Here is a 12,505-nt window from a genome sequence, read left to right as displayed (position 1 = left end):
CGCCCTCGGCGACGGCCGGCACCCTGAGCCCCGCCGCGGTGACCGATGCGATCGTGGTCGAGAACGGCACCGCCAACGCCGGCCGCTCCCGCCAACTCGCCGCCACCCTCCAGGCCGACGGCTTCAAGAACGCCACCGGCGTCAGCTACTCCGGCGACGTCGCCACGACGAACGTCTACTACAGCACCCCGCAGCACCAGGCCGCGGCGCAGGCGGTCGCCGCCGCCCTGCAGCTGCCGGCCTCCGCCGTGCAGCAGGGCGGCGACGGCAGCGCACCGATCGTGGTCCGCGTCGGCGCCGACTTCGCCAGCGGGGACGTGTACAACCCGGTGGCGGCCACCTCGTCCGTGCCGAGCGCGCTGCCCTCGGCGGCGCTGTCGAGTGCGGCCGGGCTGAACGCCGCGGACTCCAACCAGTGCGTGACGGCGGCGGGGTCGTGACGGCAGCGGGGTAGTGACAGCTGCAGGGTCGTGACAGCCGGCTGCCCGACGCGGCGGATGGCTGGCTGCTGCGGCGCAGTTCTGCTCAGGTGCTCTGCGCCCTGACGAAGTCCTCCAACTTGCCGAGGAGCGGGATCAGCACTTCCCGTTCCTCGGCACTCAGCCCGCCGAGCAAGTCGGAGTCACGCCCGAGCACCGCGTCGACGGACCGCTCGACCACCGCATGCCCAGCGTCGGTCAACGCCACCGCCACCGCCTTGCGCCCCGCCGGATCCGGAGCCCTGGTGACCAGCCCCTCCTGCTCGGCCCGCGCCACCCGCTGCGAGATGGCCCCGGCCGTGACCAACGTCCGCGCGGTGAGCTCCCGCGTGGTCAGCGTGTAGGGCGCCCCGGCCCGCCGCAGCACCGACAACAGATCCAACGTCGCCCGATCGATCCCGGCCGCCCGCAGCACCCGAGTCCGATCATCACCGAGCATCTTGGCCAACCGCACAATCGGCGTGAAAACCTCGATCGAGTCCACAGGAGTGCCCGGGCGCTCCCGGCGCCACGCCTCGGCGATCTCGGCGGCGGTGGTGCTCACACGCGGCTCCTTCGGGTCGGTCCGGCTCGGGTGTTGCTTCGGTGCTGGCATGCTTCTGGCGTTGGCTGCGGGATCTTGATGTGCTTGTGTGCCTCTTCGGCGGTGTTCTGGTGCCTGCGCGGCTTGCGTGCCTGCTTGTCTCGGCGCCGGCCATCGAGCCCGCCTCTGCGCCGATCTCCGTGTTAAGGTCTAAACGTTTAGCCCTAAACATACCAGGAGGGGACCATGACCCGCACCGTCCTCGTCACCGGCGGCTCCCGAGGCATCGGCCGCGCCGTCGCCGAGCGCTTCGCCGCCGACGGCGCCCGTGTCGTCATCACCGGCCGGCGGGCCGAGCTCGTCGAGGCCGCGGCCAAGGACCTCGGCGCGGCCGGCGTGGTCTGCGATGCCACCGATCCGCGTGCCGTCGAGGACCTCGCGGCCCGCTTCGACACCCTCGACGTCCTGGTCAACGCCGCCGGCGGCCTCGGCCGGGCGCAGCCGGATCCGGCCGCCACCGAGCTGGAGTCCGTCCTGGCCCAGTGGCGTGCCGACCTCGACGGCAACCTGCTCAGCGCGGTGCTGACCACCACGGTCCTCAAGCCGGTCCTCGCGCCTGGCGGCACCGCCGTCGCCGTCGGCTCCATCGGGGCCGAACGCCGCGGCGGTTCCTACGGCGCCGCGAAGGCCGCGCTCGGCGCCTGGTACGCGATCCTGTCCGCCGAGCTCGGCGCGCGCGGCGTCACCGCCAACCTGGTCTCGCCCGGCTACGTCGCCGACACCGACTTCTTCCAGGGCGCCATGACCGACGCCCGCGAGCAGGCCCTCATCGCCGAGACCCACACCAAGCGCGCCGGCACGCCCCGCGACATCGCCGAGACCGTGTTCTTCCTGGCCTCCGAGGGTGCGCGCCACATCACCGGCCAGACCATCCACGTCAACGGCGGCGCGTTCACCACCCGCTGAGATCCGGCGAGCGGCGATGATCGCCGTGACCTATCGTCGGCATCGATGACTGCCGCCGACCCTGTCGACCTCGCCGACCCGGGCGATCTCACCACCGCCCCGGACGACCTCGCCCCCGCCGACCTCGCCCTGCTCCGCACCCACGAGCCGATCCTGGCCTACACCAAGGGCGAGTACTTCCTCCCGACCGACATCGAGCGCTACGTCGCCGCCGCGAGCCTCTGGCGCGACGGCGACGGTGACGGCGACAAACAAACCGAACTCGTCCCGGCCGGAGAACTCGACCTCGCCGGCCTCCTGGAAGCGGCGGACCGCCAGCCCGACCGCCCCCTGTTCCTCCGCTACGTCCTCAAGCCCGCCGGCGGCGGCGAGGTCCGCCGCTGGCGCAAGGCGCACCCCACCGGCATCCGCCGCACCGGACGTCTCGCCGCCGTCGGCTTCGTCGCCCGCCTGATCGACGTCCTGCTCCGCCTGAGCCTGCTCATCCGCGGCACCGTCCCCGGCGGCGTGATGACCAAGGCCGCCGAGCAGTACCACGCTGGCGGCGGCGCGTCGGTGTCCCCGTACTACGGCCGCGTCGTGCGCCAGGGCGGCTACGCAATCCTCCAGTACTGGTACTTCTACGCGGCCAACGACTGGCGTTCCACCTTCGGCGGCGTCAACGACCACGAGGCCGACTGGGAGATGGTGACCGTCTACCTCGCGGAGGGCCCCGCCGCCGTCGAAGACGGCCCGCGGACCCTGTCCCCGCGCTGGGTCGCCTTCTCCTCCCACGACTACACCGGCGACGACCTCCGCCGCCGCTGGGACGACCCGGACCTGACCGTCGCCGAGGGCACCCACCCCGTGGTCTTCGCCGGCGCCGGCTCCCACTCCGGAGCCTTCCTCGCTGGCGACTACCTCGTCACCGTCAACCCGCGCTTCCTGGGCACCGCGGCCCGCTGGTGGAAGCGCGCCGCCGAGACGATGCTGCGCCGGGCCCGCAGCAAGGACCACGGCTTCGGCATCCCCTTCATCGACTACGCCCGCGGCGACGGCACCCGCGTCGGCCCCGGCGAGGACCGCGAATGGCATCCGGTCCTGATCGACGACGACACCCCCTGGGTCCGCGGCTTCCGCGGCCTGTGGGGCGTCGACACCCGCGACTGGGCCGGCGGCGAGCGCGCCCCGGCCGGCCCGCGCTACGAGCGCGACGGCACCGTCCGCTTCTCCTGGGCCGACCCGCTCGGCTGGGCCGGCCTGCACAAGGTCTCCCCGGACGACACCGGCCTCGCGCAGAGCCTGGAAAGCCGCGTCGCCGGCCTCGACACCCGCATCGCCGAAGCCGACGAGCAGACCGACCTCCTGCAACAGCGAGCGCGGGAACGCCACGCCGAAGTCCTGTCCCTGAACACGGAATTCCAGACCGCCAAGACCGTGGCTGAACGCCTCGGCGAGGCGCGCGTGGCCGAGCAGTCCGTCATGAGCCTGATCCGGGAACGCACCGCGATGGCCGAGGAGCGCACGGTCCACCTGACCGTCCTGGAACGCGGCGGCCTGCCCCCGCAGGACCCGCAGGCCCACGTCACCCGCTCGCACAAGCCCTACGTCCCCGGCGACCGCAAGCACCACGGCATCCTGCTGCAGATCTGGGCCGCGGTCAGCGTCCCCCTGCTGTTCCTGGCGGTGGCGACGGTGTTGCTGCTGCCCGACGACCGCCAGAAGATCCCCACACTGCTCGGGATCCTGGTGATATTCGCCGCGCTGGAGGCCCTGGCCCGCCGCCGCCTGCTGACCACGGCGGTCAGCCTCGCGGTGATCCTGGTCGCGGCCGGCGTGGTGATCAGCGTGCTGGAGTGGACGGCGCGCCACGCCCGCGACGGCTTCCTCGTCGCGATGGGTGTCGCCGCACTGCTGCTGTTGCTGGTGAACGTGCGGGACTTCTTCCGGCGGTGACCCGGCGATCCCGGCGATCGGCAACCAGCAGCCCGGTAACCGGCTCAGGCCGCGCCTGTGTGTCGTTCGTCACGTCCGCTGGCCGGAAACCGGCGCTCGACACGCCATCCGGCGGTTTCCGGCCTCCGCAGCCGCCAGGTGGCGAGGCCGGATCCGGCTTCGCCACCCCTGCCCCGCTCTGCTCTGCCTCAGGCCGCGGCCAGCACCCGCCGGCCGCCGCGCTGCCCGTGCCGCACCGTCACCGAGCCCCGCTCGGCGCGCTCAGCCCGCTCGGCCAGCGCCGCGAACGACGCCGCCGAGTGCTGCGCGGCCGGCGCCAGCGGAGCCTGCTCCGGCTCCAGCGTCTCCAGCTCGTCGCAGCCGTAGGCCCGGCACAACTGCAGCTCCGCGACGTGCACCACGTACCAGCGCGCGTAGTACCCGTCCTCCTCGCGCGAGACCAGGATCTGCTGCACGACCCCGGTGCGCTCCTCGCCGACCACCTCGACGCGCGCCCCGACCGGGTGCCCGGCGGCCCGCACCCCGGCGGCGACCTCGGGGTCGACGCGCTCGGCGGCCAGCGCGCGGGCCGCGTGGTCGGCGGCGCCGTACTCGTCGGTCCAGGTCCGCCGCAGATGGATCAGGATCCGGCCGATGGCCGCGGCGCGGGCCCCGGCCAGGGCCCGTTGTTCAGGATTGGCGTTGGGGCTTGTCGAGGCTGCGTGCCAGCGGGCGCGGGCCACGCAGGCGCGCTGCTCGATCTCGAAGCGGTCCAGACCGTCCAGCTCTTCACGGACGGTGTCGTAGATCTTCTCCAGGCGGCGGGGGTCCATCGCGGGTGCTCCTCAGCGGGTTCGCGAAACTCACAAATCGGGGTCGACGGTCCGGGAAGGGCGTACGCAGACAGCATTGGCTGGTACGCCCCGGCGCATTCGGCGGCACGTTTTATGAATCCGGGGAGGGACCCGGTGCGTGAGCAGGCACAACCGGTAATCCGGCGTGCGGCGGACGGGGGTGACGGCGCTGAGGCTCGGCCTCGGGAGGACTGTCATCAGAGTTACCTCTACAGGTGTACGGCGGCTGGAAGGTGCCCTCCGGGTGAAGCGGGGGCGAACCCTCGCGTCATCCGTACCAGCGGGCTATCGGACGTCAGCGGCCGCACATTCGGCGCATGCGGCATACGCGGCCGGCCATATGGGTTTTCGTCCCATGGCAGGTCGCGCAGCACGTGATGCAAGCGCCGGTCATGGCGCTATTAAACCATGCCGCTCCCGGGGGCTTGTCAAGCGGCCCACGTCACAGGCGCAGGTGGGGCGGGCCGCTTTCGGCCGGACAGCGGCTTGCCAAAGGCGGTGCCTGAACCGCGCTGCTCACCGCGGCGGGACCGGCAATGTGTCTAAGAGTATTGATTAAGTCCACTGAGTAACGTTAGAGTGGCTTGCCGGTTCCGTCGTATTTAGTGACGACGGAGAGAGGTATGAGAGGTCATGGCAGGGACTGTCTCGAACATCGGCATAACACTCGCGATCGTTTCCACGTATCCGCCGCGACGGTGCGGCATCGCCACCTACTCGCGCGACCTGGCCGTCGCGCTCAACGATGCTGCTCCGGACGTGCGCGTGGAGGTTTGCGCGTTGGACCGGGACGGACTGGCATACCCCGCGACGGTGCGGACGGTGATCCGCCAGGACGAGCGTTCCGACTACCGCAGGGCGGCCCAGCGGGTGGCCGCGTCCGGGGTCGGCGCGGTCGTCGTCCAGCACGAGTTCGGGATCTTCGGCGGCCCGGACGGCGCCTGGATCACCGACTTCGCCGCCGAGCTGCACCGGCTCGGCGTCCCCTATCTGGTCACCCTGCACACGGTGCTCTCCGAGCCGAGCTCCTCGCAGGCCGACACCCTGTACCGGCTGTGCCGCGACGCCGCGGCCGTCACCGTGTTCACCGGGACCGCCCGCCGGCTGGCGGTGGACACCGGCATCGCCCCGGCGGACCGGATCGTGCACGTCCCGCACGGCGCGCCGCCGCCCGGAAGCGGCGGCGAGATCCGGCCGGAGGTGGCCGCCACCCTGGACCGGCTCGCCGGCCGCCGCCTGTTGTCCACCTTCGGTCTGCTCTCGCCGAGCAAGGGCCTGGAGACCGCGATAGCGGCCCTGGGCCGGATCGCGGAGCAGCATCCCGACGTGACGTATCTCATCGCCGGCTCCACGCACCCGGAGATCGTGCGCCAGGAGGGCGAGCACTACCGCGACAAACTGGTCCTCGCCGTGAAGGGCGCGAAGCTGGAGGACCGCGTGGTCTTCCTCGACCTGTTCCTGACCGACGCCGAGATCTCCGCGGTCCTGGCCCGCACCGAGATCTTCTGCACCCCCTACCGCTCCCGCGAGCAGATCTCGTCCGGGGCCCTCACCTTCGCCGTCGCCGCGGGCTGCCCGGTGGTGTCGACGTCGTACTTCTATGCCGAGGACATGCTCGCCGGCGGCGCGGGCATCACGGTCCCGCCGGAGGACCCCGAGGCGTACGCCGAAGCCCTCCACACCCTCCTGTCCGACCCGGACCGCATGGAGCGCGCCAGGGAGGCCGCCAGGACCCGGGGCGCGGGGTTGCACTGGACCGCGGTGGCCCGTCGTTTCGCCGGGATCGCACGGGCCACCGCGGCCCGCCGTACGCGCCCCGTGCCCGACGCCGTGGCCACCGACGCCGCCGGCATGGCGCGGGTCGACGTGCCGAAGCTGAAACCCACCCACCTGAACCGGATCACCGACTCCGGCGGCATCGTCCAGTTCAGCGACCGAGCTAAACCGGACCTGGGGTCCGGCTACTGCGTGGACGACGTGTCCCGGCTGGCGATCGTCGCTGCCGGACTGTGCGACGTTCCCGTGCGCGAGCTGAAGGGCGCCGACCCGCACGACTGGCTGGATACATCCCTGGGTTTCCTGGAGGCCGGCTACGACGCTTCGGCCCTCGGCTCCCGCAATATGCGCGACGCGACCGGTGTGTGGCTCGACGAGCCGCACACCGGCGATCATGTCGGGCGGCTGTTGTGGTCCCTCGGCGCCGTGGCCGCGGGCGACTCGGTGCCCGACAAGTACCGCGAGCGCGCGGCGGTGCTGCTGGAGCAGGCCAGCCCCGCGCTGCGGGCGATGACGACCGTCCGCTCGACCGCCTACGCCCTGCTGGGGCTGGTGCGCGTCCCGGAGCCCACCCCCGAGTTGGCGCTGGGCGTGGCGCGGCTCCAGGCGGCGCTCCGGGCCACGGCCACCGACGACTGGCCGTGGTTCGAGAACGAGCTCACCTACGACAACGCCCGCCTGCCGCAGGCCCTGCTGGCCGGCGGCGAGCGGGCCGGGGACGGCGCCGTGGTGCAGGACGCGCTGCGGGCCCTGGACTGGTACCTCGGGCAGGTCGGGCTTGGGGAGTCGGGCTCGCCGGGTCCGGGGGAGGAGCCCGAAGGCTACTTGGCGCTGATCGGGAACCTGTGGCGGCGCAAGGGCGCGCTGCCACCGCGGTACGAGGGCGACGAGCAGCCGATCGACGCCGCCGCGGTGGTCGAGGCCTGCGTCGAGGCCTGGCGCGTCACCGGCCGGGAGTTCTACGCCGACCGGGCCCGGCGCGCCTTCGGCTGGTTCCTCGGAGCCAACCGGCTGGGCCTGCCGCTGTACGACGCGAGCAGCGGCGGCGGCCGGGACGGGCTGCGCGAGTCCGACGCGAACCCGAATCAGGGGGCTGAGTCGACGCTCGCGTACTACCAGGCGCTGCTGGCCCTGCGGTCCGCCGACTTGGTGTGACCCGGGGGCCGGAACTCCAGGCGCGCCTTGGAGATTCGGCCCGTCCCGGCGACACCGGCCCTGTGCCACGCCTCGCGAGAGCGACGGTGTGGTACAGGGCCGAACCCGTTGCAGGGGTTGATCCGTCGTTGCCGGTAGTTGCTAGTAGGCGCGTTCCCGCAGCGATGAGGCCAGTTCCACGGCCCGCTGCTCCTCCTGCAACTCGCGCTCGGTCGGCGCCATCGCCACCACCAGCAGCAGGATCGTGGTGGTGACGCTGATCCCGAGCACCAGCGGCGTCAGCAGGGCCGAGGCCGACATCCCGGTCGGCACCGCGTCCGCGGTGACCGGCATCCCGGCCGACGAGAGCGTCGGATCCATCGCGGCGGTCGCCGTCACGTGCACCGCAGCCATTCCGGTGTAGTGCGTTCCGGTGACGGCCACACCCATGACGATCGCGGCTCCGATGGTGGACGGCAGTCCGCGAACCCGCAGCGCGAACCAGAGCGCGGCGGTCGCGGCGACGACGGCGACCACTTCCGAGGCCGCGATCACCAGCAGGTTGTAGTGGACCTGCGGCGTCATGTGCATCGCCGCCATCCCCAGATAGTGCATTCCGGCGACGCCCGAACCGGTGACGAATCCGCCGAGCAGCAACGCCTTGGTGCTGCCGTCGCGCCGGACCACCAGCGTCAGGCCGGCGGCGGCGAAGGCGATGGCCGCGACCAGGCTTGCGACCGTCAGCACCGGGTCGTAGCGGATCTCGACGCCCGGCACCGTGAATCCCAGGATGGCTATGAAGTGCATGACCCAGATGGCCGTGCCGCCGAGGGCAATTGAAGCCATCGCGGCCTATTGGCCATGCGGCGCGAAGCGCCTCCTCAACGGGCGGTGGTGGGTGACGGGTGGGCGCGCCCGGGATCCGCCGGTGGATACCCGGGCCCGCGAGGCGCTTTGCAGCCCGATCGCCGAGCCCAAGAACGACATGAAGTAGGCCAATAGGGGGGTCAGCGGACCGTAGGTGAAACCATTGACGTGCAAAAGCGCACACCTCTTCCCAGCGTGGACGGACAACAGCGTGGTGGCTGCCGTCCGGGACCTCGCGAGCAGGTGAACAGCAGGCGATCCGTCAACGGCCGAGTAATCATAGGGGTGGCGCCCGGCTGTGTATCAGGGGGTGGCGCGCTTGTGCCGGCGCGCTGTGGCCTTCGTCACACAATCGACCCTGGCGCCGCCATGGCCCGTGATTCCTTGTGCGTGGCGGGTCGTGGCGAAAAGACCGGGAGCTGCTATCACGGCCCGTGAATGGAAAGGCCCTGTTGGCGCCTGCGTTTAGCGTGTTGTCCAGACAGGGCGTGATCACGAGCGCTACAGTCGGTGCTTTCCAGCGGCGAACTGTGCCGTTTGCGAAGATCGAAACCTGTTCGCAACCAGACCACCTGCGAGGCAAAAGATGTCGACCCCGCTCGGCACCACCAGCCCCCACGGCGAACTGTTCCGCCGGGACCCTGCCAATCCGATCCTGACGGCCAACGACTGGCCCTACCAGATCAACACCGTCTTCAACCCGGGCGCCACGAGCCACGACGGCGAGACGGTGCTTCTGTGCCGCGTCGAGGACCGCCGCGGCCTGTCACACCTCACGGTCGCGCGCTCCCCCGACGGGGTGCACGGCTGGCGCGTGGACCCCAAGCCGCTGCTGGCCGACGACCCGGCCGACCACACCAGCATGTGGGGCGTCGAGGACTGCCGCATCACCTACGTGGCCGAACTTTCGGCATATGTGATCACCTATACCGCTTACGGCCCCTCCGGCCCCTGCGTCGCCCTGGCCACCACCGAGGACTTCCAGTCGGTGGAGAAGCTCGGCGTGATCCTGCCGCCGGAGGACAAGAACGCCTCGCTGCTGCCCCGCCGGGTCAACGGCGAGTTCTGCCTGTACCACCGCCCGTACGCCGGCCACGACGGCCGCGCCGACGTGTGGATGTCCCGCTCCGAGGACCTGCGCCAGTGGAGCAACCCCGAGCCGGTGATGGCCAGCCGCGAGGGCGCCTGGTGGGACGCGGCCCGCATGGGCCTGGGCCCGGCCCCGATCGAGACCGAGCACGGCTGGCTCGGCGTCTACCACGGCGTGAAGCAGATGGCCGCCGGCCCGCTCTACCGCGCCGGCCTGGTCCTGTTCGACCTGGAGAACCCGGCGAAGGTGATCCGCCGCTCCCCGCAGTGGGTGCTGGGCCCGGCGACCGACTACGAGACCCACGGCGACGTGCCGAACGTGGTGTTCCCCACCGGGATGATCCACGACGAGGAGACCGGCGACCTGCGGCTGTACTACGGCGCGGCCGACTCCTGCATCGCGATGGCCACCGCCTCCATGAGCGAGGTCCTGGACTACCTGCTCCAGTACGGCTGACGACCGCGTGACGGCGCGCTCCGGGGCCACCCAACCGGACGCGCCGACCAAGCCGGTTCAGGCCGCCTTGGTCCGCTCTGCCTGGGTCCGCTCCGCCTGGGTCCGCTCCGCCCAGGCCATGGCCAACAGAGCCGACGCCAGCAGGATCCCGAAGGCCTGCCACGGGTCGTGGTGCTCCAGGAGCGTCCGCTGCTTGTCGACGAGGTCGGCGAACCACTTCGGGAAGTCGTAGCTCGGCAGGTGCAGCCACCAGTTGTCCTCCACGATCCCGGCCGCGAAGGCCGCCAGCACCGCCTGATACGGACGGGCCACGGCGGCGGTCAGCACCGCGACGATCGTGATCCACGGCAAGAGCCGGAACTCCACCACCATCGCGTGGTACAGGTACGCGGCGCCGCCCAGCCGCCACGGTCGGTAACCCAGGGCCCTGAAGACCGGCCAGGCCTTCCCGCCGCTCTGCGCGTGGTCCCCGACCCAGAACGCGGCCAACTGCCCCGCGGTGAGACTGAAGAGCAGGGCCAGGAACGTCAGCACGATTGAGAGCAGCGCCAGTGCGAACTCGCCGCGGGTCTGCGGCGCCGGCCGCAGGTGCGGGCGGTGGCGGCGGCCGGGGCGGATGACGGCGCGGGGGACTCGGCCTTCCTGGCGGGCGATCGCGGTGCGGATCTTGGCGATGTCGTCGTTGGCCATGTCAGGGGTGCTCCATCTGGACTTGCCCCATCAGGACTGGCTCCATCAGGACTGCTCCCAGTGGATGGCCACCGCTCCGCGGTGGAGCTGTTCGAGGGCGGCGCGCCAGCCTTCCAGGCGGGCCATGACGAGGTCGGGGTCCGCGATGGGGTCGATGGCCAGGAGGGCGGCGTGGAGGGCTGTGGGGGCGTTCTGTGGGGGCCTTGCGGGTGCTGTCCTGAGGTGCGCCGTCCTGAGGTGCGCCCGACTGACGCCGACGTGGGGCAGGATCCGCTCCAGCGCTGCCCTTGCCGCGACGGTCGCGCCACCTTTGCTCGCCACAGCGCAGAGCCACACATCCTCCCGCCCAGGCCACGCGATCCGCACCGGCCCGACCGGCGCGCCAACGGTCGTCGCAGCGATGAGCGTGGTCGAGCGCCCGTCTTTCTCGATCGTCACCGTCCCCGACGACGTCAGCGCCCTAACCTCCCCAACATCCCCCAACGCTCCCGCAACCACCGGATCAAGCTCGCCGATCTCCTCGCCACGCCCGAGCGCGATGAGCAGCGTCGACGGCACCAGCCCGAAGGCCTCCGTCAGCCCACTGATGCTGTCCTCGAACTCTTCCAACATCACGCCTAACACGCTGCCAAGTTCGGCAGCCTCCGGCGACTCGGATTCCAGTTGCGCGGCAAGGCTTTCCACATCGATCGGCGGGCCTTCGCGTACCTGGCCGGCAAGACGCGCGAGGGTCGTCCGCAGCGTCGCAAGCCAGCTCGTAGCCACGGTGGAGGGCGCCGGATACAGAGCACTCATCGCGAGTCCCTCAGGGCCCTGATTAAGTCGACATCGGGTTCCTGGTAAGCCGAAGGATCCGTCCGCCCCTCGGGCTCGCCGCACACCGGGCAGTCACTCCGGCTCGTCACCGACAACCACAGCGACTGGTACGCGTACTGCGCCGGCGCGGCACGCATCAGTTCATCGAAGATCCAGTACTCGGGCTCGTGCCCGAAGACCGCATACGTGGTGCCGGCCTTGAGGATGCCGTACGCGAAGCGCGCCGCCGCGACGTCGTCATCCGGCTCATGGAGCAGCCCGAGAGTCACCTTCGCCGCAATCGCCGCCACGTGATGCACGTCGGCCAACAAGCCCGGCTCTGCCACCAGCCGCCCGGTGCCGTAATCAGTCAGCGCGGCAACCTCACCACTCCCGGTCTCCTGCAAATCAGCCCGCACCCCACCAGTCGCGCACGCGAAGCAAGCACTCCCACCCGCCGCCACGATGATCTCGCCACCCCGCGCACCCTGATAAAGCCCCGGAAAGACAGCCGGCCGCCCAGCCCAATAAGCAAAATGCCCAACCCGAGCCTGCGCCCCCGGATCATCGGTAGCCACAACAACGACATCGGCATCACCAACCAACGCCGCCAAATCCACATCCTCATGCCGCGCGGCAAAAACCCCAACCCGCGCCCCAGGATTGACGGACAACACCACCTCGGCAGCAGCCACCGCCTTCCCCAACCCCACATCCGCAACCCGATAGGCACTCCGCCCCACATTGACGGCCTCAACCACATCAGGATCCACGATCGTGAACCCCCCAACCCCACTCCGCGCCAAAACCTCGGCCATATAAGACCCCACCGACCCGGCCCCAACAATCAGCACCCTGCGATCCCGCAACGCCGGCGACAGAATCCCCTCACTCCGCGCAAACAACACCACCCCCGGATCCCGCCCGCTCGCGCCACCGCCCTCGGCCCCGGCCAAAACAC

At 71.1% G+C, this 12,505-nt stretch carries 12 protein-coding genes; 6 read left to right on the top strand and 6 right to left on the bottom strand.

Features of this window, described 5'->3' with window-relative positions:
- Positions 1-440 (top strand): LytR C-terminal domain-containing protein (locus tag GWK61_RS46545; protein WP_194919334.1); only part of this gene is annotated, 440 nt, incomplete at its 5' end.
- Positions 441-525: 85 nt separating this feature from the next.
- Here GWK61_RS46545 and GWK61_RS46540 read toward each other — a convergent pair.
- Positions 526-1,023 (bottom strand): MarR family winged helix-turn-helix transcriptional regulator, encoded by a 498-nt coding sequence (locus GWK61_RS46540; protein ID WP_323748067.1) that lies wholly within the window; start codon positions 1,021-1,023, stop codon positions 526-528.
- A 225-nt stretch (positions 1,024-1,248) separates the two neighbouring features.
- Between GWK61_RS46540 and GWK61_RS46535 the strand changes: the two genes are divergently transcribed.
- Both GWK61_RS46535 and GWK61_RS46530 read left to right on the top strand, forming a co-directional pair.
- On the top strand, positions 1,249-1,968 hold the full coding sequence (locus GWK61_RS46535; protein ID WP_194919321.1) for an SDR family NAD(P)-dependent oxidoreductase: 720 nt from the start codon (positions 1,249-1,251) through the stop codon (positions 1,966-1,968).
- A 45-nt stretch (positions 1,969-2,013) separates the two neighbouring features.
- A complete protein-coding gene (locus tag GWK61_RS46530; protein ID WP_228564078.1) occupies positions 2,014-3,903 on the top strand; it encodes a hypothetical protein in 1,890 nt (629 codons plus the stop codon).
- A 188-nt stretch (positions 3,904-4,091) separates the two neighbouring features.
- Here GWK61_RS46530 and GWK61_RS46525 read toward each other — a convergent pair whose 3' ends face one another.
- Positions 4,092-4,715 carry a hypothetical protein gene (locus tag GWK61_RS46525; protein ID WP_194919319.1) on the bottom strand — a complete coding sequence of 208 codons (624 nt, stop codon included), beginning with the start codon at positions 4,713-4,715 and terminating at the stop codon, positions 4,092-4,094.
- A gap of 654 nt (positions 4,716-5,369) precedes the next feature.
- Here GWK61_RS46525 and GWK61_RS46520 point away from each other — a divergent pair.
- On the top strand, positions 5,370-7,667 hold the full coding sequence (locus GWK61_RS46520; RefSeq protein ID WP_194919317.1) for a glycosyltransferase: 2,298 nt from the start codon (positions 5,370-5,372) through the stop codon (positions 7,665-7,667).
- A gap of 141 nt (positions 7,668-7,808) precedes the next feature.
- Here GWK61_RS46520 and GWK61_RS46515 read toward each other — a convergent pair whose 3' ends face one another.
- Positions 7,809-8,453 carry an MHYT domain-containing protein gene (locus GWK61_RS46515; protein WP_194919315.1) on the bottom strand — a complete coding sequence of 215 codons (645 nt, stop codon included), beginning with the start codon at positions 8,451-8,453 and terminating at the stop codon, positions 7,809-7,811.
- Between GWK61_RS46515 and GWK61_RS46510 the strand changes: the two genes are divergently transcribed.
- Positions 8,452-8,640, top strand: a complete 189-nt coding sequence (locus tag GWK61_RS46510) for a hypothetical protein (protein ID WP_194919312.1) — start codon at positions 8,452-8,454, stop codon at positions 8,638-8,640. The two genes, GWK61_RS46515 and GWK61_RS46510, sit on opposite strands and share 2 nt — an antisense overlap.
- A 459-nt stretch (positions 8,641-9,099) precedes the next feature.
- Positions 9,100-10,059: a glycoside hydrolase family 130 protein gene (locus GWK61_RS46505; RefSeq protein ID WP_194919310.1), complete on the top strand. Its 960-nt coding sequence runs from the start codon at positions 9,100-9,102 to the stop codon at positions 10,057-10,059.
- 57 nt (positions 10,060-10,116) lie between these two features.
- Here GWK61_RS46505 and GWK61_RS46500 read toward each other — a convergent pair whose 3' ends face one another.
- From GWK61_RS46500 to GWK61_RS46490, 3 genes are all read right to left on the bottom strand, one after another.
- Positions 10,117-10,749 carry a hypothetical protein gene (locus GWK61_RS46500; protein WP_194919308.1) on the bottom strand — a complete coding sequence of 211 codons (633 nt, stop codon included), beginning with the start codon at positions 10,747-10,749 and terminating at the stop codon, positions 10,117-10,119.
- A gap of 45 nt (positions 10,750-10,794) precedes the next feature.
- Entirely contained in the window at positions 10,795-11,544 is a 750-nt protein-coding gene (locus GWK61_RS46495; protein ID WP_194919305.1) for a hypothetical protein, read from the bottom strand.
- A partial coding sequence (locus GWK61_RS46490) for a ThiF family adenylyltransferase (protein ID WP_194919303.1) occupies positions 11,541-12,505 on the bottom strand: 965 nt, incomplete at its 5' end. The genes GWK61_RS46495 and GWK61_RS46490, both read right to left, overlap by 4 nt.

Source organism: Catenulispora rubra, assembly GCF_015356825.1.
In the GTDB taxonomy this organism is placed as follows: domain Bacteria; phylum Actinomycetota; class Actinomycetes; order Streptomycetales; family Catenulisporaceae; genus Catenulispora; species Catenulispora rubra.
This window is presented reverse-complemented; position numbering and strand designations above follow the sequence as displayed.

Coding starts and splice junctions, on each gene's coding strand:
- GWK61_RS46515 (WP_194919315.1), bottom strand. CDS start 8,453: ATGCACTTCATAGCCATCCTGGGATTCACGGTGCCGGGCGTCGAGATC.
- GWK61_RS46530 (WP_228564078.1), top strand. CDS start 2,014: ATGACTGCCGCCGACCCTGTCGACCTCGCCGACCCGGGCGATCTCACC.
- GWK61_RS46495 (WP_194919305.1), bottom strand. CDS start 11,544: ATGAGTGCTCTGTATCCGGCGCCCTCCACCGTGGCTACGAGCTGGCTT.
- GWK61_RS46505 (WP_194919310.1), top strand. CDS start 9,100: ATGTCGACCCCGCTCGGCACCACCAGCCCCCACGGCGAACTGTTCCGC.
- GWK61_RS46510 (WP_194919312.1), top strand. CDS start 8,452: ATGACCCAGATGGCCGTGCCGCCGAGGGCAATTGAAGCCATCGCGGCC.
- GWK61_RS46500 (WP_194919308.1), bottom strand. CDS start 10,749: ATGGCCAACGACGACATCGCCAAGATCCGCACCGCGATCGCCCGCCAG.
- GWK61_RS46535 (WP_194919321.1), top strand. CDS start 1,249: ATGACCCGCACCGTCCTCGTCACCGGCGGCTCCCGAGGCATCGGCCGC.
- GWK61_RS46520 (WP_194919317.1), top strand. CDS start 5,370: ATGGCAGGGACTGTCTCGAACATCGGCATAACACTCGCGATCGTTTCC.
- GWK61_RS46525 (WP_194919319.1), bottom strand. CDS start 4,715: ATGGACCCCCGCCGCCTGGAGAAGATCTACGACACCGTCCGTGAAGAG.